Here is a 26,446-nt window from a genome sequence, read left to right on the forward strand (position 1 = left end):
ATTGAACAAAGTGTTACCCGCATTCCGTGTCAAACCCAAGCCTAAATGTTATATTGACATGACATTAAGACTTGATAGCTTTCGGCACAGGCGGACATGCCTGTCCGCAGAGCATTTGGGAGGAAACCATGTTCACTATGACCGGGGCCCCGCGCCGCCGCTTTCTTGCCGTCGCAGCCGCCACGCTGGTCGTGGCCGGCCTGTCGCTGACCGCGGGCCAGGCCACGGCCCAGACCGACTGGCCCGAAGATCCGATCACCATCGTCGTGCCCTTCAACGCCGGCGGCTCCGCCGACCGCATGGCGCGCACCCTGACCGATCCGCTGTCCGAGGAACTGGGCGTGCCCGTGGTGGTCGAGAACCGCCCAGGCGGCGCCGGTGGCCTGGGCGCCACCTATGTCGCGCGCCAGTCCGATCCGGACGGCAACACCCTGCTGCTGATGCAGGCCACCCCCTACCTGGCGAACGCCATCCTGGTCGGCGGCGCCCCGGTGCAATGGGAGGACTTCCGCTTCCTCAACGCGCAGTGGAACGACTACGCCATCGTCGCCGTGCACCAGGACAGCCCCTATGAGACCTTCGACCAGCTGGTCGAGGCGATGAAGGAACCGGGCGCCGTGTCCTCGGGCATCATCTATGGCAACGGTGGCCACCTGCAGACCCTGGTCGCCATGGACGCGCTGGAGATCCCGCAGGACAACGTGCGTTTCGTCACCTATGACGGCGGCGCTCCGCTGCGCACCGCGCTGGCCGGCAACCAGGTCGATTTCGAGATCCTGGCCGCGCGCGGTGCCGCCTCGATCATGGACAGCCTGCGCGTCCTGGCCGTGGTCAACGACAGCAACCCCGACGAGATGGACGCGCCGCTGCTGAACGACGCCCTGGAAGAGCTGGGCGCCGAGCGTCAGCCGATCATCGGCGGCAACGTGACCGGCCTGCTGGTGCCCGCCGCCTTCGAGAGCGACTACCCCGAGCGCTATTCCAAGCTGGTCGCGGCCTATGAAGCCGTGGTCACCTCGGAGGACTACAAGGCCGCCGCCGCCGAAGCGGGCGTGGGCGCCGACTGGGTCGGCCCCGAGGCCAGCCAGCAGCTGGTCGACGACGCCTTCTCCGCCCTGTCGGAGCTGTCGGACGTGGTGAACTGATCCCGCGCGCAGCATCGCAGCCCCCGGGCCGGTCCTCGAGCCGGCCCGGAGCACCCAAAGCCCGCCCGCCGCGCATCCCGTGCGGCGGGCGGGCCTTCCGGCTCCGGGCCGGACGCCGCACGGGCGGCATCACGCAGGACATGAGGGAGGGGCCGCAGGATGGCCGATGACATGCAGATGAGCGCCGCGCAGCCGGAGGAGACGCCGACGCGCCGACGCTGGGGCGCCCTGGTCTTTGCCCTCGTGCTGGCCGGCGCCATGGTCTTCTACGCCTGGTCGGTGATGGACATCGCCCGCAACCTGACAGACTACCTGCTGATCCTGCCCGCCGCCGTGATCGGCGTGGCCGCCGCCCTCTGGGCCGGGCTGGCCGACCTGCGCCCCGCGAAGGGACTGGCCGCCCTGACCCGGCGCAGCCTGCGCGAGGAGGTGAAACCGATCGCGCTGCTGGTGCTGACGGTGCTCTACGCCTGTTCCGCCCCCTTCCTGGGCTTCGACATCGCCACCGCGCTGTTCATCGCCCTGGCCCTGCTGCTGCAGGGGGAACGCAGCTGGTGGAAGATCGCCGTCGCGGCCCTGCCCGGCGCGGCGCTGATCACCTGGGTCTTCGTCGACCTGCTGGCGGTGCGCATGCCCGTCACCCTGTTCTGATCCCCCGCCCCAGACATTCGCACCCGGCGCCCGGCGCCGGGTCCGGCCAAAGACAACCCTTCGGGACCTGACCCCATGATCGACTTCACTGCACTTTCGGACGCCCTGTCGCTTCTCGGCAGCGACCCGCTGGCCTGGCTGGTGGTGATCCCCGGCCTCTTCATCGGGCTGATCTTCGGCGCGATCCCCGGCCTGTCGATCTCCATCGCCATGGCGGTCTTTTTGCCTGCCACGCTCTACATGGACTTCCTGCCGGCGATCCTGTTCCTCACCGCGATCTTCACCGGCGGTGGTTTCGGCGGCGCGGTGCCGGCGATCCTGATGAACATCCCCGGCACCTCCTCGGCCGTGGCGACCTCCTTCGACGGCTACCCGATGTCGAAGAAGGGCCAGCACGGCGAGGCCCTGGGCGCGGGGCTGATCGCCTCGGCCGTGGGCACGCTGTTCGGCTACATCATCCTGATGTTCCTGGTGGGGCCGGTGTCGCAATGGGTGCTGATGCTGGGCCCGACCGAGATGCTGGTGGTGGCGATCTGGGGCCTGCTGCTGATCGCGGTGCTGAACGACAGCTCGGTCGCCAAGGGCCTGGCGGCGGGTATCCTCGGCATCCTGATCTCGACCATCGGCTATTCCAACACCGGGCTGATGCGCGGCACCTTCGGGTCGATGTACCTGCTGGACGGCATCCCCGCGATCCCGGCGCTGATCGGCCTCTTCGCCGCCTCGGAACTGATCGGCATGACGGGGCGCGACTACCTGATCTCCGACAGTGCGCTGCGCCGGGTGCGGCTGAAACCGATCCTGGCGGGCGCCGGGGCCACCCTGCGCGGCTGGCCGCGGGTGCTGCGCGGCTCGGCCATCGGCACGGCCATCGGCATCATCCCGGGCGTCGGCGCCTCGGTCGCCAACCTGGCCTCCTACGCGGCGGCCAAGAACCTCTCCGGCGCGCCCGAAAGCTTCGGCCGCGGCAACCCCGAGGGCGTCGTCGCCTCTGAGGCCGCGAACTCCTCCTCCGAGGGGGGCGGCATGGTGACCCTGCTGGCCCTCGGCCTGCCGGGCGGGGCGGGCACGGCAATCCTGCTGGGCGCCTTCGCCATGCACAACGTCACCGGCGGCCCGCGCTTCATCTCCGACAACACCGACATCGTCTACGCGCTGATCCTGGGCAATATCGTCCAGTCGATCCTGCTGATCGCCGTCGGCATGGTCTTCGTCTTCCTGGCCAGCTCCATCGTGAAGATCCGGCTGAGCTACCTGATCCCCTTCGTATTGGCGATCTCGATGATGGGCACCTACGCGATCACCGGGTCCATGGTGGGGCCGCTGACCGTGGCGGGCGCAGGGGCGCTTGGCTGGGTGATGCGGCGCTACGGCTATCCGGTGACGGCGACCGTGGTGGGCCTGCTGATCGGCCCGATGGCCGAGGGCGAGCTGACCCGCAGCTGGCAGATCTCGGCCGGGGACCCGGCCTTCCTGCTGGGCCGCCCGATCACCCTGGTCATGCTGGCCGCGCTGGTGCTGGTCATGGCCGCCCTGCTGATCACCCGCGCCTACGGTCGCGCCCACAGCCCCGCCCGCTGACGCCAGGCTCTAGGAGACAGAGATGACCCAGACGCCCCGCAACACCGTCGAGAAGATCCGCGACGCGCATCGTGTCCTGTCCGAGGACGGCAGCGACCTGCTCTACATCGACCGGCATTTCCTGCACGAGGGATCGCACCACGCCTTCGCCCGCATGCGCGAGGCGGGCCGCCAGCTGCGCCACCCGGAGCTGACCTTCGGCGTGGCCGACCACTATGCGCCGTCGTCGGAGGCGCGGGCCACGGATGTGACGGCCACGATGATCTCGCGCCTGCGCCGGAACGCGGCGGATTTCGGCATCGACAGCTTCGACATCGGCGACCCGCGGCGCGGTATCGTCCATGTGGCCATGCCCGAACAGGGGCTGACCCTGCCCGGCGTGACCATCGTCTGCGGCGACAGCCACACCGCCACCCACGGCGCCTTCGGGGCCTTCGCCTTTGGTATCGGCGCCTCGGAAGTGGCGCATGTGATGGCGACGCAATGCCTGTGGCAGAAACCCGTCCCCGTCATGCGGATCGAGGTGACGGGCCGCCTGCCCGCCGGCACCACCGCCAAGGACCTGGCGCTGGCGATCATCGGCCGCATCGGCACCGGCGGGGCGACGGGCCACGCGGTGGAATACGGCGGCACCGCCATCGCCGCCCTGTCGATGGAAGAGCGGATGACGCTGTGCAACATGACCATCGAGATGGGCGCGCGGTCGGGCCTGGTGCCCCCCGATGACACGACCTTCGCCTGGCTGAAGGGCCGACCCCTGGCCCCCGAGGGCACCGACTGGGACGCCGCCGTCGAAAGCTGGCGCGCCCTGGCCCCGGACGCGGGCGCCACATATGACCGCAGTTTCACCATGGACGGGGCCGAGGTCGCGCCCATGGTCACCTGGGGCACCAGCCCCGAGCATGTCGCCCCCGTGGACGGCACGGTGCCCGGCGACGCCGAGGCGGGCACGCTGGACTACATGGGGCTGGAAGCCGGGGCGCCGGTCGCCGGCACGCCCGTCGATCGCGCCTTCATCGGGTCCTGCACCAATGGCCGGCTGATCGACCTGCAGGCCGCCGCGCGCGTGCTGAAGGGCCGCCGTGTCACCGTGCCGCTGCTGGTCTCCCCCGGCTCCGACGCCGTGGCGCGCGCAGCCGAGGCGGATGGCACCGCCGAGGTCTTCCGCGCCGCCGGGGCGGAATGGGGCGCCAGCGGCTGCTCGCTCTGCGTCGGGATGAACGGCGACCAGGTGGCGCCCGGCGAACGCTGCGCCTCCACCTCGAACCGCAACTTCCGGGGCCGCCAGGGCCCGGGCGCCCGCACCCACCTGATGAGCCCCGAGATGGTCGCCGCCGCCGCCGTGACGGGGCGCATCACCGACGCCCGCACCCTGTTGGCAGAGGAGACGCCCGCATGAAGCCGATCACCCGCATCACCGGCCCCGCCGCCGCCCTGCCCCTGGCCAATGTCGACACCGACCAGATCATCCCGGCCCGGTTCATGAGCCGCTCGCGCAGCGAGGGCTACGGCGATCAGTGCTTCCACGATCTGCGCTTCGACGAAAACGGCGGCCCCGCCCTCGACTTCCCGCTGAACGCGCTGGACATGCCGCCCTCAGTGCTGGTCGCCGGCGACAACTTCGGCTGCGGCTCCTCGCGCGAAGCGGCGGTCTATGCGCTGGTCGACTACGGGGTGGAGGCGGTGATCTCGACCTCCTTCGCGGACATCTTCCGCAACAACGCGGGCAAGAACGGGCTGCTGACGATCCCCCTGCCCGAGGCGGAGGTGACGGCCCTTCTGGCCCAGCTGAAGGAGGCGCCGGGCACGCCCGCCCAGGTCGACCTGCCCGCCCAGACCGTGACCATCGGCAACCACACCCTGCCCTTCGAGATCGACGAGCGGCTGAAGCACCGGCTGCTGAACGGTCTCGATGACCTGTCGGCGACGCTGCAGGACGAGGACCGCATTGCTGCCTTCGAGGCCCGGCATTTCGCCGATGCCCCCTGGCTGCGCCCGGCGCCCCGCGCCTGACCATCTGAACCGCGACGCGTCAGGCGCGGTCCCATGCCCCGCCTCGGGTGCAGGCGTCCCGCAACCATCGCAAAAGAGTGCGTTCGCCGCTGGAGACGCCAGCGGCGAACTCGCTTTGACACCACCGAGCACTGGCACTCCGGAATGTTCATGACACTTGCGTCACTCAAAGCCCGACGTTCAAACTCAGCGACAGGGCGAACTCGCTGCGCGTTTCACTGGGGGCTTGCCACCACAACCGCCCTGCATTCAGCGACAGCGTTGCGCGCCCCGCAATATCGGTCGTGATACCGGCGCCAAGACCGACCGCCAGTCGCGTCTTCCGCAGGCCATCCGAGATATTCCCGGCCCAGCGAACGGCGGCGACATCCCCCATCAGCTGCGGCGTGACGCGCCAGCTGCCGACGGTCCAGTCGGACAGGGTCAGGGTGTTTTGCACCGCGACACCGTGATCTCCGTAGACAGACACATCCCCCAACCTCACCGAGTTGCTGGACACCGCATTGAATTGCTGAGACTGCAACAGCTCGCCCGTCGCAATCTGTCCACGCACGGACATCGACCAGGTGCCAACAGCCGGCAGCGCCATTGCCTGCGAGAAGTGCGGCCGCAGGATGGCATAGTCAGCCGTGGCCCCGGACCTCGCGGCATCGAAACGGGCGTCGGAATTTCCGCCGCTCAGACCACCCGGGCTCAGCAGCAGATCCACCCCGTAGCTGCGCTGCCCTTGCTCCAGCCGCCGCGCGCGGCTCCAACCGGCCTTGAGGTAGACCAGATCCACATCGGTGCGCGACACCGGAATACCCGCGAATTGAAGCTCGTATTCCTCTCTGGCGACCTCTACGCCGACATACCAGTCCTGCCGTTCTCCGGCTGTCGTGCGGGGGCGTGGCGCGTGATAGGTCAGGCCAAATCGCGACGTCGACTGAACCTGTCGGAAGACTCCGGCGAACTCATTCCTCGGCTCCGTATAGTAGGCCGATGCCTGAAGCCGTCGCCCGCCCCGCATGAAATGATCGAATGTCAGGGTATGAGAGACCGAGGTCGAATTGTCCGGATCTGCCCCCAGATCGTAGCGCAGCACGTCCCCTGTCCCCAGCACATTTCCGAAGACCGCGCTGCCGTTCAGGATTGTGCTCGTCTCACCATCGAAAACGTCCGTAGTGACCCCCAGCGTGAACTCATAGGGCCGCTGCTCTTGCGTCACCAGGGTCAGCGCCGTGGTGGCGGGCTCCGGGCCCGGCGACGAGACAAGCCGCACATCGCGATAGGGGTTGGCATTCAGCAACGCGACATCCGCTTCCAGGGTTTCGGCGTTGATGGTCTGTCCGGGCTGCACGCGTATGGCGCGGCGATACGCATCAACCTTGAAATACTCGGCACCATCCACCGCCGGGGCCTGTGCCAACCGTGAGGGCTGAACCAGGATCGCCACCGTACCGTGGGTGATGTCCTGCGCGGGCAGCGTCACCAGGGTGAAGGGGTAGCCCGTGTCACGGAAGTGATCGCGCACCGCTGCAACCAGGCGATTTAGGCTTTCCAGGGAGGCGGGCTGCCCAAGGGATTGCCGCAGCCGGGCGGCAAGCCGTTCCTCCTCGGGCGCCTGCAGGCGCGGGGCGATCTCCACCCCGGTCTGACGGCTCGCGGTGCTGCCCGGCGCCACGGCCACCAGCCGCAGGCCGTTGAGCACCGGCAATAGCTTCTCTTCCCCGGAAAGGGCGGCCAGTTGGGCCACCCCGGGCTGCTGCGCAGACAGGGGGGCGGCCGGGACGAGCGCCAGGAGGCCGGCACAGAGCAGGGCCGGAAGCCGGCGGTTCATGGTGTTCTCCATAGACTTCAGTTCCCGCCCAGGTTGGCGCCAGTGGCCAGTTCGCTCATGATCAGGGAGTGCAGTGCCGGAGGCACGTTGGCCGGGTCGAAACTCGATGGATTCAGCCGCGCCATGAAGCTTTCCAGTTCCGCCTCGCGGTTGGCCGCCGTTGCCTGCGCGATACCGCTCTGCACACCGATGACGGCCGCGGTCAGGAAGACCCCACCGGCCACGCCCGCCGCCGAGGATGAAATGCCGCCACCTAGGATCGCGGACATCTTGTTCAGGGCGACATGGGCTGCGGCGACGGCCGCCTCGGTCGAAGCCTTGTTCAGGATGATCGCGCCCAGGGGCGCTGCCTGCGCCGCCGTGTTCGCGACGAAGGCGATCGGGACGGCCGTCGTGCCCCCGGCGAAGGCGGCCGCGCCGGCCCCGCCCGAGATCGCGAGCAGCTGGTCGCCCAGATCACGTGAGTAGTCGCCCAGCACACCGTCCAGCACGTACCCGGCCGGCGCCCTGGCGACCATGCCCCCCAGCGTGGCATCCGCGGAGGCGCGGCGGGCATCGTCCTCCGCCTTGGCGACAACCAGGTCCCAGTACATCCTTTCCGCCATGCGGCGTGCGCGATATTCGTAGCGCCCGCGCAGCAAGGTCTCGGCCTCTGTCAGATCGGCGGGATCGGCGTTCACCAGGGCCTGCACGTAGCCGTCGATGGCATCCGTCATGACCATGGCCGCCTCCGGATCAGCAAGCGCCCGGCCCATGAAGGTGGCCGCGTCGATCCGCCCGTTCTTCAGGTCGTCCAGCAGGTAGATCATGTCGGTGTCGACCGCACCGGAACTAATGGCCGAAGCCAGGTAAGCCGAGAACACCTCGACCAGCGTATCCGAAGGCTCGGACGTCAGATCCTCCATCAGCCCCGCCGTCAGCGGAGACACCACGTCGGGCGCCTTGTTCACCTCGATCTCGTTGCTGCCCATGTCGCAGATTCCATCGACCATGGTCTTGCCCAGATTCTCGCAGACCTCGGCATCCACGATGTTGCCCTCGGCATCGGTGAATATCTTGGTATCCATGGTATAGGTGGTCGTGGTGCTTTCGATCTCGCCGCCGCCCACGTCGATGGGCTGGATCACCTGGGTGTCCCTGGTGATCACGTCCCCCAGTTCGCCGACGACCGAGATGTCGTACTTGCGGTCCGCATCCGGGTCCACTCTGCCGTCCAGGGCGACCGCCACCTCCAGCACGTCCTCGGCCGTCTGACCCGGGACGAGGGAGCGAAAGTCACCGTTATAGACCAGGCCCAGAGCATTGCCGTTCACCAGTTGTCCGTCCAGAAGGGTGCCGCCTGCGTAGACCAGGCCGGGGTAAAGCTCTTCCCGCTGCCAGTCGCCCTGCAGCTCGCGCAGGATATCCTGCGCGGCGATGATGATCTCCCGCCGCACGACTTCCATCGAGCCGCCGATGATGGACAGGCTGTAGTTCGACAGCGGCATCCAGCCATCGGGGGAGACCTGGGGCACGTAGTCGGCCCAGACCATGTTCTCCTTCACTCCGTCCGGCAGTTCGAGGGAGCTCATCCGGTAGTCCGGCGTGATGCCCTGGAAGATGTTGATCTGCTGGTCGCCGTTCCTCAGCCCCTCCAGCGTGTAGCTGGCCTCGGGCGTGCCACCATAGGCGACGGTCACGTCGCTCATGCGGATCGTCAGGGGTGCGGGCTGCACGACCACGTCGCCCAGCACCTGGGTCTGAACCTCGTAGTTGGGGTTGTAGAAACCGCCCGTCACCTCGTAGGTGCCGACATTGGCAGTGGGATCGGCGCCGTCACTGTGGAAGCCACCACCGTTCAACACATCGGCCAGGTCATGACCCGGCGCCATGTTGCCGATCTCGATCTGCAGGGCATCGGTGTCGCCGTAGGTCCGGAACTGCCGCGGCACCACCACCGTGATCAGGCGCGGCAGGATCGTCATCGTCCCCTGCGCCGGGGACACCAGCTCGTAGTTGTCGTCCTGGATCGTGCCGGTGACGGTATACTCCCCGACATCGGTCAGGGCGACGTCATGAAGGCCATCGAAGCTGAACCCGTCGATATCGTCCTGGGTGTCGCCGTTGACCAGCCCCAGGACCAGCAGATTGGGGGTCCGCGTCGCACCGAAGTAGCGTTCGAAGGAATTGATCACCCCCTGCACCTGTCGCCGGGTGACCGTGGCCGTCCCCTGGCTGACGCTTCCGAGGCGGTAGTTGGTCACACCTGCGCCAAGGGCCGCATCGATGGCCCGTGTCTCGCCCGCATCGAGGAAACGGTCGGAAATGTCAGAGGTATAGACCAGCCCGAGGTCTGCCAGGCTGTCCCAGGCCATCAACCCGTCGGCCGTGGTCCCCGTTACAGTGAAGGCGCTGTCGCCATAGGCCCGGCTGGCATCGCCGACGCTCAGGTCCAGCGTGGCCGGGGTCACATCCAGCGTCGGCATGTTGGCCGAGGCAATGACGTAGTTGCCATTGCTCACCCCGGTGATGCGCACCGCGTAGCCATCGGGCACCACGTCTGCCCGCGCCCCGAACCCGTCCGAGTTGGCCTGAAACGGCCCGAGATCCGCGACCGTGTCCGACAGCTTCAACCCGGTGACGTCGACGTCCAGCCAGCTGCCATCCGCCGTTTCGCCGTAGACCTTGGTCAGGTCGTCGGCGGTGACGATCAGGGGCGCCGGCGTGACTGTCAGCGCGGCGCTGCTCTGCGAGGTTTCAATCGTGTAGTTCCGTGCCGTTCCACTGACCGAGACCGCGTAGGTCCCAACGTCCGATCCCACCCCGGCCGTGGTCGAGAAACTCAGGCTGACATCCGAGACATCATCGCCGTTCAACCAGGTCGTCCCCCCGGTGGGGGTCACCGTGAAGTCCGGGTTGGCGTCCCCGTAGAAACGGCTGGTCGCATCGACGGAGAACCGCAGGGGCGCCGGCGTGATGGTCAGCGTCGAGGGGATGACGGTAACGTCGTAGTTCGCCGCACTCTCGCCGGTGCCAGCGACGGTGCCGGAAATTGCGTAGCTGCCGACGTCGCTTCCCAGCGTTGCGACAGAGGTCTGCGTGACGGCAAAGTCATCTTCGTGCGAGGCGCGCACCAGGCCGTCGAAATCCGCGGGCAGGAAGTTGCGGCTTGCGCCGTAGGTTCGTGTCCGATCGCGCAGCCGCACCGTCAGCGCACGGGGGTCGATGACCAGTTCACCGGTCGCCCCGTTGTCCACGATCCTGTAGTTGCCGACCGTCTGTTCCCCGAACACCGCGTCGTACTGCCCCACATCGGGCAGCTCCCCCAGTCCGGGCACATCGGCCTGTGCCGAATCCAGCCCCAGGCCCGCCGCCGTATCGCCATTGCGGAACCCGGTGAAGGTGACCGGAACACCGTCGATGCTGTCGCCATAGGTCAGCCGGGTCTCGACCGGGCTTGCGATCAGCTCTGCCGGAGTGACCAGGAGGGTTCCCGGCACGAAGGTGAAACCGGTGTAGGTGTCCGTTTCCAGCGACAGGTCGCCCTGGCTGATCGAGATCTGATAGGAGCCGACATTGCTGTCCACGCCAGCATCGACCGAAAGCGACGGCATGCCGGAGGTCACGCCACCGAAGGTGTCGCCGGTCGCCAGCCCGTCGACCGAGAAGGTCAGGCGCGGGGCGCTGTCGCCATAGGCCCGGCTCAGGTCGTCTGCCGTCAGGGTCAGCTCTCCCAGACCGGACAGGTAGAAGACCCGGCTGATGCCGTCCTCGGGCAGGCCCGACGGCGGGGCGCTGGAATAATCCGCTCGCGTGACCTCCGTCAGGGGCAGATCGGTCGTCAGGCGGGTCTCCGCCTTGTTGATCGAATAGGCCAGCAGGCGCTGGTTGGCACTGGCGTCCAGCCCCGAGAAGGCGCTTGAGGGCGCCTCGCTCAGAATATTGCCGCCGGTCGAGGCCAGCACCAGGTCCAACGCGCCGGTGGTCAGCGGATCCGAAAGGTCGAAGTCCGACCCGAGGGACAGGTCGCCGTCGGTGACGATGGACAGGCCGGTCAGGGAGGTGCCGGCCAGGCTGCCGTTGACGCTCAGCCCCCCGCCCTCATTGACGATGTTCAAAGCGCCAGAGAACCCGCCAGCCTGGGCGTTCAGCAGGTTGACCTGGCCGATCGCATTCGCGGCGTTGCCAAGGCTCACGTCACCGGAAATGGAGGCGCCGAAATCAAGGTCGATCACCTGTGCGGAGAAGGCAACGCCGTCCAGATCGACAGCCCCAAGCCCCGCAGAGCCGGAGGACCCGATGGAAATCCTGTTGGCCGTGATTGCCCCGGTGCCGGAGGACGGGAACTCGGGAAAGTACTCGGCCCCTTGGATGCGCCCCTGCGCCAGAAGCGACAAGTCCCCGCCCTGAAGGTCGATCAAACTCTGGAGGTATATATCTTCGCCAGCTGTCAGTGTCAGGTTGTTGGTGCTGCCAGTGGCCGACACGACTGGGGCCATGCCGTAGATGCTGCCGCTGGCCTGCAGAACCACGTTGGTCGTCGCAAGAAGCCCCTCGACGGTCTCCGCCAAGATCTCGGACCCGCGCCGGTCAGGGTCCCATTCGCCCGACTCAGGCGCCGGGGTGACGGTGCCGCTGCCCGCATCGACGTCGGCGTCAGCACCCTGTGTCCGGACGTCCACGATCAACAGATCGTCCGGGTCCAGCAGCAAGGTCCCCACGCTGCCGGCTTGGGCGCTGAGATCGACCAGGGCGGGGCTGAACGCAAGCTGCTGCTGTCCGGAGACCTCGGCAAACCCGCCGTCCCCACCAGAGGCTCCACCGGTTGCCGTGATGCTGCCCTCGAACGAGGTCAGGCCGTCAGACCACAGGATGACCCTGCCACCGTCAGCCTCCCCGACGCTGGCCGAGGCCTCGAAGACGGCCGTCTCCGTCACTGTCAGCGTCTCGGCATTCGCGATCGCGGCATCCTGCCCCTGGAACCCGCCACCGGCGTAGATCTCCCCTCCGGAGCCATCCTGATTGCGGGCCTCCTGCGTGCCCGACACCTTTACGGAGCCGCCGCCCGAACTCAGCAGGATACGCCCGTTCTTGCGCTCGACGCCTGTTGCGCGAACGGTTCCGCTCTGATTGATCGCAAGGTCATAGACCGATCCACCAGCGGCCTTCAGCTCTGCCTGCGCGCTTTCGATCAGGCCCTGGTTGTCGACACCACGGCCGCCGACCCGAAGGCCCATGTCAATGTGCAGAAGCTGGTCGTCGGCAGGCCGCAGCCACGCCGAAGTCCCTGCGCCCAGGGCCACTGTCCCGGCCTCGGCTTTCAGGGTGCCAAAGTTGCCGATCCGCGGCGCCACGAGAACCACATCCCCCGCCGCGCTTTCGATCACACCCCGATTGATGACGGCGCCGGTGTCATCGCCGCTGAGGCGCAGGTCCCCCCCCAGCATGAACGCCGTGTCCTCGATATCCAGAGAGGAAGCCACGAAGCCCCCGCGCGACGCGATCCGGCCCGTTTCCCCGATGACCACGCCATCCGGGTTGAGCACGAAGACCTGTCCGTTTGCCGAAAGACTGCCGTCGATCTGCGACGCCCCTGCCCCGCCGGTCACCCGGTTCAGGATGGCGGCATTCTGACCCGGCTGAAGGTAGGAAATGGCCTCCTGCGTTCCAACGTCAAAACTCTGCCAATCAATGACGGCGCGATTGCTGCTTTGTCGGATCGTCGTGACCGCACCGCTTGAAGAAATCTGCGCACTACCCGAGCTGACCGCCCCGCCTTCTGGGCCGGCCAGAGCCTGTGTCCCCGTCATCGCACACAGCATGACGATCATGGCCGCATGCGATGCGTAGTTCCTCAGATAGAAAGCATTCGTCATAAATCCGCTCAGGCAAAACTCAAAACTGACCAAGTTTTTAGTTTTGCCCGGAATTTCCAACAATTCCCATTTGGGGACCCTGCTGGAATTTAACCGACCAGCGCCTCCGCCAGCGGCCCGCGGCGATCTGCGGCGGGAATGTCATAGTCCGCCCCCGCTGCGGCTGCCAACAACCAGTCCCATTCGGCCTTGATCATCGAGTGGCCCATGCCTTCGAGGATGTGCAGCGTCGCTCGCGGCGCTTTCTCGGCCAGGGCGACCGCGCCTTCGACCGAGTTCATCCGGTCGCAGTCCCCCTGAAACAGATGCAGCGGCACATCCAGATCGGCCAGATCGAACCCGAGGTCGCGCCCGATATGTCGATGTTCCTGGATGACCCCCTCGAAGCCCGACGCCGTGCGCTCTTCCAGCATCAGCTGCACGCTCCTGAGCAAGCTCGGCGAGCTGAGGATCGCCTTCTCATGATCGCAGGTCGCTTCGTCGATGGCCTTCTGCGCGAACTTGCCGGGGTCCTGGATCACCGACTTGCACAGGAACGGTATCAACCAGCGCAAGACCAACGGAGAGCGGCGCCCGATCACTGCAGAAATCTTGTGCAGGTAATTCCCCGTGGCACTGCGCTCCGCCCCACGGTCGGGGTTGTGAACCGATGCCAGAACCACCCGGTCACATCTATCCTGAAACGCGGCGGCGACATGCAGCGCGCTGATGGCACCAAAGGAATTGCTGATAAGCGCGAAACGATCAATGCCAAGGGCAGCCGACAACAGGCCCACATCCTGCGCATCGCCAGCGGCCGACTTCCGCCGTATGAAGGTCGATCGGAACGTCCCCGGCCGACAGGGAACAATCAGCCGCGCCCCGAGACGGTTCAGGATCGGCTCGAAAGCCTCCGGGAACCGCAGCACATCCAGGCCCACGCCAGAAAGGGCATCGTAGTGAATGATCGGGTAGCCATCCGGGGTCCCAAGCGCGAAATACTCAATCACCCCGCCCTCGGGACGTTCGATCTGGTGCCGCACCGACGCTCCATCCGACCGGGAAAAATCCGCATTCAAGACCGAGAGCGGGCTATGCAAGGCGGCGCGGATCAGCTCGGTCTGCCCCGACAGACCGATCGTCTGACATATATCCTTGAGGTAGGTGCGCGCGCTTTCATAGCTCAGATCAACGGCGGTTGAGGTCTTGCGAAGATCAGCATGTTCAAGAAAGGCGCCCAGGAACTTTCGGCGGCCCGGCGAGAGCCCGTAGGTCGCCCCGAGGTTTGCGGCGATACGCTGGGGATCCCGCGTCAAACGCAGTCGTACCCAGACCACGCGCGCAGGCAGCCCGAGCTTTTGCACCAGATTGGGACCCAGCAATATTTCTTCCGCCGCCCCCTCCTCGTCCGCGGTAAGGCGCATGGGCTGCTGCATTGTCGCGTACTGGCGGCGCAGCGCCTGCGGAAGCCCGTCGCGGGGGCGGCGCTCCCCGTCGTGCCCACCTGCAAATGTCTCAGCCGTGGCCTGGGACGACATGAGCTCGGGCGACAGCTCCTGACCATCGCTGTCAAAGAGCTGAAAAGACACCGACAGGCTGACCAACAGCTTGCGGCCAAGCTCGCCCTCATCCCGTCCCGCACTCAGACGGTCCGATATTTCCATGGCACGCTCGACGTGCCGACGCAGATCTTCCAGGCCCTGAGTGCTCTCGACACTGGCGATATCCCCCGCATCAATGAGCGCCTCGATCCGGCCGACCATTTCCGCCCAGCGCGAATTGTCGAGCGCGAGATCGTAAATCAAATGCGAGAGCTGCGCGAAGTGGGCTGGCGAAAGACGTTGGGAAGACTCGCTGGCGTTCTCGGGACTATTGACTGCGTTATCGTTCACGAGATCTCCCAAACACTGCTTTCCCGTCGCTACGGACTTTCGAACTTTCATACATGACGCCAGATTTCATCCTAGCAGCGGCCCGTTCCGAATAGCCACAAGTCTGCAATTAAAACGAAGAGCCCCGCATTCTCAGACGCCTTCCTGTCTCAACTTATGCTGCCACTTGAAGCCGACGGGCCACGGCACTGCGTCCCGGCCTGCTTGCGCCTTGGGGTTCCGAACATCTTTCCAGTCGAACACATCCCGCCTAAAGCCGCCGCAGAACCTCCTCAAGCACGCGTTCGGTGGCGCGCGGCAGTTGCTGACCCCGGTTGGCGAGGACGAAATAGGGGGAGACGGTGATGCGTTCGGCCATGTCCAGTGCGACGAGGCTCGCGCCCAGGCTGTCTCCCGCAAGGATCTCGGCGACCTCCTCGGACTGCGGGGCGATGACATCGGAATGGGCCAGAAGGGACAGCACCACCAGCAGCGACGAGGAGTTCGAGATATTGCCCGGCACCGCCGTTCCCGATTGCAGGAAGGCCGCCTCGACCGCCTGGCGGATCGGCGAGCCCCGTTCCTGCATCACCCATTCATAGCCCGTCACCGCGTCCAACGGCAGGGCGCGGTGATCGGCCAGCGGATGACTTTCGCGCACCATCAGCGCCACGTTTTCGGACCGGGCGGGGTAAACGTGAAACTCGTGGCTGTCCTGGTCCGGCATCAGGCGGGCAATGATGAAATCGAACCGACCTTCGCGCAGACCGCGCACCAGCTCGACCGAGGGGCCCACCTCGATGGTCGCCTCGATGTCGGGACTTTCGGCCTTCACCTGGCGCAGGGCGGGCATCAGGAACCCCATGGCCGGCCCGGTCACCGCGCCGACCCGGATCTCGCCCGCCTGCCCTTCGGCAAGGTTGCCGACCTCGGACTGCAGCGTTTCCAGCTCCCTCAGAATCACCCGGATGTGCCGCAGGAAGGTCTCCCCCACGGGGGTAGGCTCCATCCAGCGGGGATGGCGAACGAAGAGCGGCGCGCCCAGTTCGGCCTCGACATCGGCCAACATGCGGCTGGCCGCAGGCTGCGACATCGCCAGCGCCTCCGCCGCAAGCTGCAGCTTCTGGCGCCGGGCGATCTGATCCACGAGCCTGAAATGTATGGGTTTGAGGCGTTTTATGAGGTCCATGGCGCCTGCATAGCATGGAACATAACAATCCAGATATGGAAATCGCCAGAAATAGAATTTTACAGATATGATCCGAAAGGGCTACCCAAGGCGCGGTTGAGGAGACCAAACAGATAATGCGGCCCCGGGGGGAAAGCCCGGCAAACCGGCCGTGAAAGTGGAGGAGATCATGACTTTCAAGACACTCGCGGCCAGCACGGCCGCCGCTCTCGTGTTCGCAACCGGCGCCTATGCCGACGGTCTGATCGGCATCGCCATGCCGACCAAGTCCTCGGCGCGCTGGATTTCGGACGGCAACTCCATGCAGGAGCAACTGCAGGAGGCTGGCTTTGAAACCATCCTGCAATACGCGGAAGACGACATTCCGAACCAGGTTGCGCAGATCGAGAACATGATCACCCGCGGCGTGGACGTGCTGGTGATTGCCGCCATCGACGGCACCACCCTGTCGAACGCGCTTGAAAACGCCTACTACGCGGACATCCCGGTCATTTCATATGACCGCCTGATCCGCGACAGTGAATACGTCAGCTACTACGCCACCTTCGACAACTTCCAGGTCGGCGTGCAGCAGGCCACCTCGCTGGTGGACGGGCTGGAAGAACGCTTCGGCGACGGGCCCTACAACGTCGAACTGTTCGGCGGCTCCCCGGACGACAACAACGCCTACTTCTTCTACAACGGCGCCATGTCGGTCCTGGACCCGCTGATCGAGGACGGCACCATCAACATCGTGTCGGGCCAGATGGGCATGGACACCGTGGGCACCCTGCGTTGGGACGGGGCCGTCGCCCAGGCCCGCATGGATAACCTGCTGTCCGCCTACTACACCGACGAGATGGTGCATGGCGTGCTGTCGCCCTACGACGGGCTGTCCATCGGCATCCTGTCCTCGCTCAAGGGCGTGGGCTACGGCTCCGGCGACATGGAAATGCCGATCGTCACCGGCCAGGACGCCGAACTGCCCTCGGTGAAGTCGATCATTGCCGGTGAGCAGTATTCGACCGTCTTCAAGGACACCCGCGAACTGGCCGGCGTCGCCGTCGACATGGTCGAGGCGCTGGTCGAGGGATCGGAGCCCGAGATCAACGACACCGAGACCTACGACAACGGCGTGAAGGTCGTCCCCTCCTACCTGCTGGAACCGGTCCTCGTGGACAGTTCCAACTGGAAGGAAATCGTGGTCGACAGCGGTTATCACCCCGCCGACGCCTTCGAGTAAGATCGGCCCCCCGATCGCCCGCGGCCGGTTTCCGGACCGGCCGCCACGGCCCTCAGGTGCGCCATGCTGCGCCCTGGGCGCGCCCTCCCCTCAAAGACTGCAGAAGGCAAAGCCATGACTTCTTTGCTTGAAATGCGCGCCATCACCAAGGAATTCCCCGGTGTGAAGGCCCTGGACAACGTCAACCTGACGGTGGCGACGGGCGAGATTCACGCCATTTGCGGCGAGAACGGCGCCGGGAAATCCACGCTGATGAAAGTGCTCTCCGGCGTCTATCCCGCCGGCACCTACGACGGTGAAATCCACTACGACGGCAAGCTGGCCCAGTTTACGGACATCAATGACAGCGAAGAGGTGGGCGTGATCATCATCCACCAGGAACTGGCCCTGGTGCCGCTGCTGTCCATTGCCGAAAATATCTTCCTCGGCAACGAGCGCGCGAAGAACGGCGTGATGGACTGGCGAGAGACCTTCCGCCTGACCGAGGACCTGCTGAAGCGGGTCGGCCTGGTCGAGAACCCCGGCACGCTGATCGACAGCCTGGGCGTCGGCAAGCAGCAGCTGGTCGAGATCGCCAAGGCCCTGTCCAAGGACGTGAAACTGCTGATCCTGGACGAACCGACCGCAGCCCTGTCGGAGCATGACAGCCAGGCCCTTCTGGACCTGATGCTGGAGCTGAAGGCCAAGGGCGTCACCCAGATTATCATCTCCCACAAGCTGAACGAGGTCCGCCGCGTGGCCGACAGCGTGACGGTGATCCGCGACGGGTCGACCGTGTCGTCGATGAACGCCCACGAGGAAGAGATTACCGAGGACCGCATCGTGCGCGACATGGTGGGCCGGGACATGTCCGACCGCTATCCGCCGCGTCCGCACCGCGCGGGCGAGATGCTGATGGAAGTCGAGGGCTGGAACGTCTGGCACCCTGAACATGCCGACCGCCAGGTAATCCGCAACGCGTCCTTCAACGTCCGCGCAGGCGAGGTCGTCGGCATCGCGGGCCTGATGGGCTCCGGTCGGACCGAGCTGGTGATGTCGATCTTTGGCAAGAGCTACGGCAAGAACATCTCGGGCAGCGTGAAGATGCACGGGGCGCCCGTGGATGTCTCCACCGTGGGCAAGGCCATCGACGCGGGCCTGGCCTATGTCACCGAGGACCGCAAGTCGCTGGGCCTGGTGCTGGAGGAGACGATCCAGAAGAACATCACCCTGGCCAACCTGCCCGGCGTATCGAAATCCGGTGTCATCAGCGAGGGCGAGGAAACCCGCGTCGCGGAGGACTACCGCCGCGCGATGAACATCCGCACGCCATCGGTCTTTCAGAAGGTGATGAACCTCTCAGGCGGCAACCAGCAGAAGGTGGTGCTGTCCAAGTGGCTCTTCTCCGGGCCGGAGGTGCTGATCCTGGATGAGCCGACACGCGGCATCGACGTTGGCGCGAAATTTGAAATTTACAACATCATCAATGACTTGTCGGAACAGGGCAAGGGCGTGGTGATGATCTCCTCCGAGATGCCCGAACTGCTGGGCATGTGCGACCGCGTTTACGTGATGAACGAGGGCGCGCTGGTCGGAGAACTGACGGCGGCCGAGGCCAGCCAGGAAAAGATCATGTCGATGATCGTCACCGATGTCGTCGACGAGCCTGTCTCGGGCGCTGCGGAATAGGGAGTGGGAAACGTGGACCTCGCGGAAAAGAACAACGACAGCGCGGGCAAGAGCCTTGGCGCCTATCTCGCCGGGCACCTGCGCGATTACGGCCTGCTGGTCGCGCTGATCGCCATCATGCTGTTTTTCCAGGTGGTGACCGATGGCACGCTGCTGAAGCCCGTCAACATCACCAACCTGTTCCTGCAGAACAGCTATATCATCATCATGGCGCTCGGCATGCTGATCGTCATCGTAGCGGGCCATATCGACCTCTCGGTCGGCTCCGTCATGGGGTTTGTCGGCGCGCTGGCGGCGGTGATGATGGTCAACTGGGGCTGGCCGGTCTGGCTGACCATTCCCGCCTGCCTGGTCGCCGGCGTGCTGATCGGCGCCTGGCACGGCTACTGGGTCGCCTACTGGAAGATCCCCGCCTTCATCGTCACCTTGGCCGGCATGCTGGTGTTCCGCGGCCTGTCGCTCTGGCTGCTGGAAGGACAGTCCGTGGGCCCGTTCGAGCGTAGCTTCCAGTCGCTCTCGACCGGCTTCATCCCGGATATCCTCGGTATCAACCGTCCCAATGGCACGGCGCTTCTGGCCGGGGCGCTGGCGGTGATCGGGATCGTCTGGATGGGCCTGAACCAGCGTGCCCGTAACGCCAAGTACGGCATGGATGACGAACCGACGCTGTTCTTCGTCGTGCGCAACGTGATCGTCTGCGGGGCCCTCTTCTACGTGATGTACAAGCTGTCGGGCTTCCGCGGTCTGCCGAACGTGCTGGTCTCGATGGTGGTGCTGACGGTGGTCTATGCCTTCATCACCGAGAACACCACGCTGGGCCGCCGGATCTACGCCCTGGGCGGCAACGAGAAGGCCGCCAAGCTGTCGGGCATCAAGACCGAGAAGCTGACCTTCCTGGCCTTCGTCAACATGGGGATGCTGGCCGCGCTGGCGGGCCTGATCTTCGCCGCCCGCCTCAACACCGCCACCCCCAAGGCCGGCTTCGCGGTGGAACTGGACGTGATCGCCGCCGTCTTCATCGGCGGGGCCTCGATGTCGGGCGGTTCCGGCAAGATCATCGGGGCCGTGATCGGTGCCTTCATCATGGGCGTGCTCAACAACGGCATGTCGATCATGGGCATCGGCATCGATTACCAGCAGGTGATCAAGGGCCTGGTGCTGCTCGCCGCCGTGTTCTTCGACGTCTACCAGAAGAACAAGAGCTGACCCTGCGGCGGGTGCGCCCCGCCCCACGCATCCAATTCGGCCGGGCGGACCGCCGCTCGCGCCACCCCCGTAGGGCGGGGCCTCCCCCGCCTTCTGCCCCCGATCCAACTTTGTCAGGACCCAGTGCAATGACGTTCAAACCTGCCGAATGGCCCCGCAAGCTACGGTCCCAGGAATGGTATGGCGGCAACTCGCGCGATACGATCTACCATCGTGGCTGGATGAAGAACCAGGGCTACCCGCACGACCTGTTCGACGGCCGCCCGATCATCGGCATTATGAATACCTGGTCCGACCTGACCCCCTGCAACGGCCACCTGCGCGAACTCGCGGAAAAGGTGAAGGCCGGCATCTGGGAGGCCGGCGGTTTCCCGGTCGAGGTGCCCGTCTTCTCGGCCTCCGAAAACACCTTCCGCCCGACGGCGATGATGTTCCGCAACCTTGCCGCCCTGTCGATCGAGGAACAGATGCGCGGCCAGCCGATCGACGGCTGCGTCCTGATGGTCGGCTGCGACAAGACCACGCCCTCGCTGCTGATGGCCGCGGCCAGCTGCGATGTGCCCTCCATCGTCGTGACCGGCGGCCCGATGCTGAACGGGTATTTCCGGGGCGAACGTGTCGGCTCCGGCACCCACCTGTGGAAGTTCTCCGAGGCGGTGAAGGCCGGCGACATGACGCAGGAGGAATTCCTGGAGGCCGAACAGGGCATGTCCCGGTCCTCGGGCACCTGCAACACCATGGGCACGGCCTCGACCATGGCGTCGATGGCCGAGGCGCTTGGCATGGCGCTGTCGGGCAATGCCGCGATCCCGGCGGTGGACAGCCGCCGCCGCGTCATGGCGCAGATGTCGGGCCGGCGCATCGTGCAGATGGTCAAGGACGACCTGAAGCCGTCGGACATCATGACCAAGCAGGCGTTTGAGAACGCCATCCGCACCAACGGCGCCATCGGCGGCTCGACCAACGCCGTGATCCACCTGCTGGCCATCGCGGGCCGCGTGCCGGGCGTCGACCTGACCCTGGACGACTGGGACCGTTGCGGACGAGACGTGGAAACCATCGTCAACCTGATGCCCTCCGGCGACTACCTGATGGAAGAATTCTTCTACGCCGGTGGCCTGCCTGTCGTGCTCAAGCGCCTTGGCGAAGCGGGTCTGCTGCACAAGGACGCACTGACCGTTTCGGGAGAGACGATCTGGGATGAAGTCGCAGACGTTATGAACCACAACGAGGACGTGATCCGCCCCGTGGGCCAGGGCCTGACGCCCCAGGGCGGCATCGCCGTGCTGAAGGGCAACCTGGCGCCCAATGGCGCGGTGCTGAAACCCTCCGCCGCCTCGAAGCACCTGATGCAGCACCGCGGCCGCGCCGTGGTGTTCGAGGACATCGACGACTACAAGGCCAAGATCAACGACCCCGATCTCGACATCGACGAGACCTGCGTCATGGTCCTGAAGAACTGCGGGCCGAAGGGTTACCCCGGCATGTCCGAGGTGGGCAACATGGGCCTGCCGCCGAAGGTCCTGCAGAAGGGCATCACCGACATGGTGCGCATTTCCGACGCGCGCATGTCCGGCACCGCCTATGGCACCGTGATCCTGCACACCTCCCCCGAAGCGGCCGCCGGTGGCCCGCTGGCCGTGGTCCGCAACGGCGACATGATCGAGGTCGACGTGGCCGCGCGCCGGGTCCACCTGGACATCACGGATGAAGAGCTGACCGCCCGCCTGGCGGAGTGGACACCGGCCCATGAGAGATTTGAAAGCGGCTATGGCTGGCTGCACCAGCAGCATGTTGAGGGCGCCGACACCGGCGCCGACCTCGACTTCCTCAAGGGCTGCCGGGGCAATGCCGTCGGAAAGGATGCCCACTGATGGATATCGCACTCGTCGGCATCGGCAAGATCGCCGTGGATCAACACGTCCCCTCGCTCAGCGCCTCCCCCGACTGGGAGCTGGCCGCGACCGTCTCCCGCGCGGGGACGGTCGAGGGGGTGGAGGCCTTCACCTCCTTCACCGAAATGCTGGAAACGCGGCCCGAGATCCGCGTCGTCTCCCTGTGCCTGCCGCCCGTGCCGCGGTTCGACTACGCGGCCAAGGCGCTGGCCGCTGGCCGTCACGTCATGCTGGAGAAGCCCCCAGGCGCGACGCTGGCCGAATGCAGCGCGCTGGAACAGATGGCGCGGGACAAGGGCCTGTCGATCTACGCCACCTGGCATTCGCGTGAGGCCGACAAGGTTGCCCCCGCCAAGGCCTGGCTGGCGGACAAGACGCTGAAATCGCTGCATGTCACCTGGCGCGAGGACGTACGCCGCTGGCATCCCGGCCAGGACTGGATCTTCGAGGCCGGGGGCCTCGGCGTCTTCGACCCGGGCATCAATGCCCTGTCCATCGTGACCGAGATCCTGCCCGATCCGATCCACCTGCAATCCGCCACCCTGTCCTTCCCCGAGAACCGGCAGGCGCCAATTGCCGCCGACCTGGCCTTCCACCACCCCGGCGGCGCCCGGGTGACCTGCGACTTCGACTTCCGCCAGGAAGGCGAACAGACCTGGTCGATGGAAGCCCGCTGCGAGGAAGGCACCCTGCTGCTGACCAATGGCGGCGCCAACATGTACATCGACGGCGAGGAACAGGGCGCCCATCACGCGGGCCTCGATGGGGAATATCCCCGGCTCTACGCCAAGATGGCAGATCTGGTGCGCGCAGGTGGCATCGACATGGACCTGCGCCCGCTGCGCCATGCGGCCGATGCCTTTCTCCTTGGCCGCCGCTCGGTGGTTGAACCCTTCGAGTTCTGATCCTCGCCCTTTCTGACCCCTGCCCGTCCCTGACCCGAAATTCCTGAAAGGACCCGACAGTGAAAACCCCTCTGACCGGCATCCTGCCCGTTGCGCCCACGCCCTTCCTCGACGACGGGTCCCTCGACAAAGAGGGCATGACCCGCGTCCTCGACTGCCTGATCGACCAGGGCGTCGATGCCATCTGCATCCTCGCCAACTACTCCGAACAGTTCGTGCTGTCTGACGAGGAACGCCGGGTGCTGACCCGCCTCAGCCTGCAGCATGTCGCGGGCCGCGTGCCGGTGATCGTCACCATCTCGCATTTCTCGACCCAGGTCGTCATCGACCGCGCTCGCGAGGCCGAGGCTCTGGGCGCCTCGATGTTGATGATGATGCCGCCCTACCACGGCGTCGGCCTGGTGCCCCCGCCCGACATGATCTTCGAGCATTTCGCCAGGGTCTCCGACGCGATCTCGATCCCGATCATGATCCAGGACGCACCGCTGTCGGGGGTCACCCTGCCGGTGCCGCTGCTGGTCAAGATGGCGAAGGAGATCGAGAACGTCTCCTACTTCAAGATGGAAACCCCCTTCGCCGCCGACAAGCTGGCGGCGCTGATCGAGGCGGGCGGCGATGACATCATCGGGCCCTTCGACGGCGAGGAAGCGGTGACGCTGCTGGCCGATCTGGACGCCGGCTGTACCGGCACCATGACAAGCGGCATGTTCGCCGAGAAGATCCGCCCCATCGTCACCCACTACCTAGCCGGCGAAAAGGACGCGGCCCTGGCGCAGTGGCAGCTTTGCCTGCCGCTCATCAATCACGAAAACCGCCAGTGCGGGCTGCGTGCCTGCAAGGTGGTCTACAAGGAAGGCGGTGTCATCAAGTCCGATCACGTTCGCCATCCGCTGAAACCCATGACCGACCGCACCCGGGCGCGCCTTCTCCAACTGGCGTCCGATCTGGACATCATGGCGCTGTCCTGGGGCAAGTAAGGGAGTACCCAAATGACTTTCCACGGCAAACATCTGATCGCTGGTGAATGGACCGGCACCGAGGCCACCTTTGCCTCGACCCCCGTCACCGGAGAGCCGATCACGGTCTCCGCAGGCAATCCCGCGCTGGTGGACAAGGCCGTGCAGGCCGCCGAAGAGGCGTTTTGGTCCTACGGCTATTCCAGCCGCGAAGAACGCGCCGCCTTCCTCAACGCCATCGCGGACGAGATCGAGGCGCGCGCCGAGACCATCACCGCCATCGGCACCGCCGAAACCGGCCTGCCCGAAGGCCGCCTGCAGGGTGAACGGGGCCGCACCACCGGGCAGATCCGCATGTTCGCGGATCACATCCTGAAAGGCGACTACCTGGACCGCCGCCACGACGTGGCGCTGCCCGACCGCGCGCCCCTGCCCCGTCCCGACCTGCGCATGATCGAACGTCCGATCGGCCCCGTGGCCGTCTTCGGCGCCTCGAACTTCCCGCTGGCCTTCTCGACCGCCGGCGGGGACACCGCCGCGGCCCTGGCCGCCGGCTGCCCGGTCGTCGTCAAGGGCCATGAGGCCCACCCCGGCACCGCCGAGATCATCGCCGACGCCATCAAGGCCGCCGTCGAGAAGACCGGCACGCATCCCGGCGTCTTCTCGATGATCCACGGTGGCAGCCACGAGGTGGGCGGCGCCCTGGTCCAGCATCCGCTGATCAAGGCCGTCGGCTTCACCGGCTCGCTGCGCGGTGGCAAGGCGCTCTTCGATCTCTGCGCACAGCGCCCCGAGCCGATCCCCTTCTTCGGCGAGCTGGGCTCGGTGAACCCGATGTTCGTGCTGCCAGAGGCCACCGCCGCGCGCGGCGCCGCCATCGGCGAAGCCTGGGCCGGGTCGCTGACCATGGGCGCGGGCCAGTTCTGCACCAACCCCGGCATCGCCGTGGTCGGCAAGGGCCCCGAGGGGGACGCCTTCGTCGCCGCCGCCAAGGACGCGCTCGCCGGCACCGACGCCCAGGTCATGCTGACCGACGGCATCGCCAGCGCCTATCGCGCGGGCAAGGATCGGTTCGATGGCCGCAACGCCGTCACCCCGGTGCTGACGACCGACAGCGACGGCCGCGAAGCCACGCCGAACCTCTACGAAACCGACGCCTCGGCCTACCTGCAGGACCACGCCCTCGGCGAAGAGGTCTTCGGCCCCCTGGGCCTTGTGGTCCGCGTCGATAACCTCGACGAGATGGTGACCCTGGCGAAGGGTTTTGAGGGTCAGCTGACCGCGACGCTGCACATGGATGACGGCGACGCCGAGGCCGCCCGCGCCCTGCTGCCGGTGCTGGAACGCAAGGCCGGCCGCGTGCTGGCCAATGGCTTCCCGACCGGCGTCGAGGTCTGCGACAGCATGGTGCACGGTGGTCCCTTCCCGGCGTCGACCAACTTCGGCGCCACCTCGGTGGGTACCCTGGCGATCCGTCGCTTCCTGCGTCCGGTCTGCTACCAGAACCTGCCCGAGGCGCTGCTGCCCGCCGACCTGCAGGGCGTCTGACGATGCAGGCCGCCCCAACGACCGACTGGATTGCCGCCGATTGGGGCACCTCGAACCTGCGTCTCTGGGCCATCGGGCCCGGGGGCGCAGTGCGCGCGGAACGCAGCTCCGCCGACGGCATGGGCGGCCTGGCACCCGATCAGTTCGAGCCGGCCTTGCTGCGACTGGCCGAAGACCTTCTGCCTGCGGACCGCGTGACGCCGGTGCTGATCTGCGGCATGGCCGGGGCCAAGCAGGGCTGGATCGAGGCCCCCTATGCGCAGGTCCCTTGCCCGCCCGCCGGCGGTGGCGCGCCGGTCCTCGCGCCGACCAGGGACCCTCGGCTCTCGGTGCGCATCCTGCCGGGTTTGAGCCAGTCCGATCCCGCCGACGTGATGCGCGGCGAAGAGACCCAGATCGCCGGTTTCCTCGCCGATGAACCCGAATTCGATGGCACCCTCTGCCTGCCCGGCACCCATACCAAGTGGGTCCGCGTGGCGGGCGGCCAGGTGCTGTCCTTCCGCACCGCCATGACGGGCGAGATTTTCGCCCTCATCGGCCAGCATTCCGTCCTGCGCCATTCCCTTTCGACCGATGGCGAGGCCGACGAGGTGGCTTTCGACGCCGCGCTCGCCACCGGTTTCGCCGCCCCCGCCGCCCTGGGGATGGAGCTGTTCTCGATCCGCCCCGCCTCCTTGCTGGAAGGGCTTGCGCCCGCCGCGGCCACGGGGCGGCTCTCGGGGCTGCTGATCGGGACCGAACTGGCAGGGGCGCAGGACTTCTGGCAGAATCGCGACGTGGTGGTCGTGGGTTCACCCCGGCTGACCCACCGCTACATTTCGGCAATGGAGCGGCTGGGCGGCACCGCCCGCGCGGCGCAAAACCCTGAGCTGGCCCTGAGCGGTCTCAAGGCCGCCCACCTGCTGCTGCAGGGCTGAGGAAGGCCGCCCCGGCCGACGAAGAC

Annotated in this window: 17 protein-coding genes; 13 read left to right on the top strand and 4 right to left on the bottom strand. The window is 66.4% G+C overall.

Features of this window, described 5'->3' with window-relative positions; all coding sequences use genetic code 11:
• The first annotated feature begins 128 nt into the window (after nt 1-128).
• The 5 genes from LC066_RS11605 to leuD all read left to right on the top strand — a co-directional run bounded on the left by LC066_RS11605 (nt 129) and on the right by leuD (nt 5,390).
• The gene (locus LC066_RS11605) at nt 129-1,145 is read left to right on the top strand and encodes a tripartite tricarboxylate transporter substrate binding protein (RefSeq protein ID WP_224899082.1); all 1,017 of its coding nucleotides are present in this window, start codon (nt 129-131) and stop codon (nt 1,143-1,145) included.
• A 159-nt stretch (nt 1,146-1,304) separates the two neighbouring features.
• Nucleotides 1,305-1,796, top strand: a complete 492-nt coding sequence (locus LC066_RS11610; RefSeq protein WP_222478891.1) for a tripartite tricarboxylate transporter TctB family protein — start codon at nt 1,305-1,307, stop codon at nt 1,794-1,796.
• A 75-nt stretch (nt 1,797-1,871) separates the two neighbouring features.
• Entirely contained in the window at nt 1,872-3,377 is a 1,506-nt protein-coding gene (locus tag LC066_RS11615; RefSeq protein ID WP_224899085.1) for a tripartite tricarboxylate transporter permease, read from the top strand.
• A 22-nt stretch (nt 3,378-3,399) separates the two neighbouring features.
• Nucleotides 3,400-4,776 (top strand): 3-isopropylmalate dehydratase large subunit, encoded by a 1,377-nt coding sequence (leuC, locus tag LC066_RS11620; RefSeq protein ID WP_224899087.1) that lies wholly within the window; start codon nt 3,400-3,402, stop codon nt 4,774-4,776.
• Nucleotides 4,773-5,390, top strand: coding sequence for a 3-isopropylmalate dehydratase small subunit (leuD, locus tag LC066_RS11625; RefSeq protein WP_224899090.1), 618 nt, complete (start codon nt 4,773-4,775; stop codon nt 5,388-5,390). The genes leuC and leuD overlap by 4 nt, the downstream gene beginning before the upstream one ends.
• A 166-nt stretch (nt 5,391-5,556) precedes the next feature.
• On the opposite strand, the gene LC066_RS11630 is transcribed toward leuD, so the two are convergent.
• The 4 genes from LC066_RS11630 to LC066_RS11645 all read right to left on the bottom strand — a co-directional run bounded on the left by LC066_RS11630 (nt 5,557) and on the right by LC066_RS11645 (nt 16,061).
• On the bottom strand, nt 5,557-7,221 hold the full coding sequence (locus tag LC066_RS11630; RefSeq protein ID WP_224899093.1) for a ShlB/FhaC/HecB family hemolysin secretion/activation protein: 1,665 nt from the start codon (nt 7,219-7,221) through the stop codon (nt 5,557-5,559).
• A gap of 5 nt (nt 7,222-7,226) precedes the next feature.
• The gene (locus LC066_RS11635) at nt 7,227-13,019 is read right to left on the bottom strand and encodes an MBG domain-containing protein (RefSeq protein WP_224899096.1); all 5,793 of its coding nucleotides are present in this window, start codon (nt 13,017-13,019) and stop codon (nt 7,227-7,229) included.
• A gap of 134 nt (nt 13,020-13,153) precedes the next feature.
• On the bottom strand, nt 13,154-14,935 hold the full coding sequence (locus LC066_RS11640) for an alpha/beta fold hydrolase (protein ID WP_224899099.1): 1,782 nt from the start codon (nt 14,933-14,935) through the stop codon (nt 13,154-13,156).
• A 250-nt stretch (nt 14,936-15,185) separates the two neighbouring features.
• The gene (locus LC066_RS11645) at nt 15,186-16,061 is read right to left on the bottom strand and encodes a LysR family transcriptional regulator (protein ID WP_318246711.1); all 876 of its coding nucleotides are present in this window, start codon (nt 16,059-16,061) and stop codon (nt 15,186-15,188) included.
• Nucleotides 16,062-16,272: 211 nt separating this feature from the next.
• On the opposite strand from LC066_RS11645, the gene chvE reads away from it, so the two are divergent.
• The 8 genes from chvE to LC066_RS11685 all read left to right on the top strand — a co-directional run bounded on the left by chvE (nt 16,273) and on the right by LC066_RS11685 (nt 26,420).
• Nucleotides 16,273-17,325: a multiple monosaccharide ABC transporter substrate-binding protein gene (gene chvE / locus LC066_RS11650; protein WP_224899105.1), complete on the top strand. Its 1,053-nt coding sequence runs from the start codon at nt 16,273-16,275 to the stop codon at nt 17,323-17,325.
• Between the two features lie 114 nt (nt 17,326-17,439).
• Nucleotides 17,440-18,993, top strand: a complete 1,554-nt coding sequence (gene mmsA, locus LC066_RS11655) for a multiple monosaccharide ABC transporter ATP-binding protein (protein ID WP_224899107.1) — start codon at nt 17,440-17,442, stop codon at nt 18,991-18,993.
• Between the two features lie 12 nt (nt 18,994-19,005).
• Nucleotides 19,006-20,199 (top strand): multiple monosaccharide ABC transporter permease, encoded by a 1,194-nt coding sequence (mmsB, locus tag LC066_RS11660; protein WP_224899110.1) that lies wholly within the window; start codon nt 19,006-19,008, stop codon nt 20,197-20,199.
• A gap of 128 nt (nt 20,200-20,327) precedes the next feature.
• Nucleotides 20,328-22,073 carry an L-arabinonate dehydratase gene (gene araD / locus LC066_RS11665; RefSeq protein WP_224899113.1) on the top strand — a complete coding sequence of 582 codons (1,746 nt, stop codon included), beginning with the start codon at nt 20,328-20,330 and terminating at the stop codon, nt 22,071-22,073.
• The gene (locus LC066_RS11670) at nt 22,073-22,999 is read left to right on the top strand and encodes a Gfo/Idh/MocA family protein (RefSeq protein ID WP_224899116.1); all 927 of its coding nucleotides are present in this window, start codon (nt 22,073-22,075) and stop codon (nt 22,997-22,999) included. The genes araD and LC066_RS11670 overlap by 1 nt, the downstream gene beginning before the upstream one ends.
• 59 nt (nt 23,000-23,058) lie before the next feature.
• A complete protein-coding gene (locus tag LC066_RS11675) occupies nt 23,059-23,976 on the top strand; it encodes a dihydrodipicolinate synthase family protein (protein ID WP_224899119.1) in 918 nt (305 codons plus the stop codon).
• Nucleotides 23,977-23,988: 12 nt separating this feature from the next.
• Nucleotides 23,989-25,503 carry an aldehyde dehydrogenase (NADP(+)) gene (locus LC066_RS11680; protein ID WP_224899122.1) on the top strand — a complete coding sequence of 505 codons (1,515 nt, stop codon included), beginning with the start codon at nt 23,989-23,991 and terminating at the stop codon, nt 25,501-25,503.
• 2 nt (nt 25,504-25,505) lie between these two features.
• A complete protein-coding gene (locus LC066_RS11685; RefSeq protein ID WP_224899125.1) occupies nt 25,506-26,420 on the top strand; it encodes a 2-dehydro-3-deoxygalactonokinase in 915 nt (304 codons plus the stop codon).
• Nucleotides 26,421-26,446 lie beyond the last annotated feature (26 nt).

It is taken from the genome of Pseudooceanicola marinus, from assembly GCF_020177265.1.
Lineage (GTDB): Bacteria > Pseudomonadota > Alphaproteobacteria > Rhodobacterales > Rhodobacteraceae > Pseudooceanicola > Pseudooceanicola marinus_A.

Bases quoted from the DNA above. Each gene is read 5' to 3' on its own strand.
- LC066_RS11605 (WP_224899082.1), top strand. From the start codon at position 129: ATGTTCACTATGACCGGGGCCCCGCGCCGCCGCTTTCTTGCCGTCGCA.
- LC066_RS11610 (WP_222478891.1), top strand. From the start codon at position 1,305: ATGGCCGATGACATGCAGATGAGCGCCGCGCAGCCGGAGGAGACGCCG.
- LC066_RS11615 (WP_224899085.1), top strand. From the start codon at position 1,872: ATGATCGACTTCACTGCACTTTCGGACGCCCTGTCGCTTCTCGGCAGC.
- leuC (WP_224899087.1), top strand. From the start codon at position 3,400: ATGACCCAGACGCCCCGCAACACCGTCGAGAAGATCCGCGACGCGCAT.
- leuD (WP_224899090.1), top strand. From the start codon at position 4,773: ATGAAGCCGATCACCCGCATCACCGGCCCCGCCGCCGCCCTGCCCCTG.
- LC066_RS11630 (WP_224899093.1), bottom strand. From the start codon at position 7,221: ATGGAGAACACCATGAACCGCCGGCTTCCGGCCCTGCTCTGTGCCGGC.
- LC066_RS11635 (WP_224899096.1), bottom strand. From the start codon at position 13,019: ATGATCGTCATGCTGTGTGCGATGACGGGGACACAGGCTCTGGCCGGC.
- chvE (WP_224899105.1), top strand. From the start codon at position 16,273: ATGACTTTCAAGACACTCGCGGCCAGCACGGCCGCCGCTCTCGTGTTC.
- mmsA (WP_224899107.1), top strand. From the start codon at position 17,440: ATGACTTCTTTGCTTGAAATGCGCGCCATCACCAAGGAATTCCCCGGT.
- araD (WP_224899113.1), top strand. From the start codon at position 20,328: ATGACGTTCAAACCTGCCGAATGGCCCCGCAAGCTACGGTCCCAGGAA.
- LC066_RS11670 (WP_224899116.1), top strand. From the start codon at position 22,073: ATGGATATCGCACTCGTCGGCATCGGCAAGATCGCCGTGGATCAACAC.
- LC066_RS11680 (WP_224899122.1), top strand. From the start codon at position 23,989: ATGACTTTCCACGGCAAACATCTGATCGCTGGTGAATGGACCGGCACC.
- LC066_RS11685 (WP_224899125.1), top strand. From the start codon at position 25,506: ATGCAGGCCGCCCCAACGACCGACTGGATTGCCGCCGATTGGGGCACC.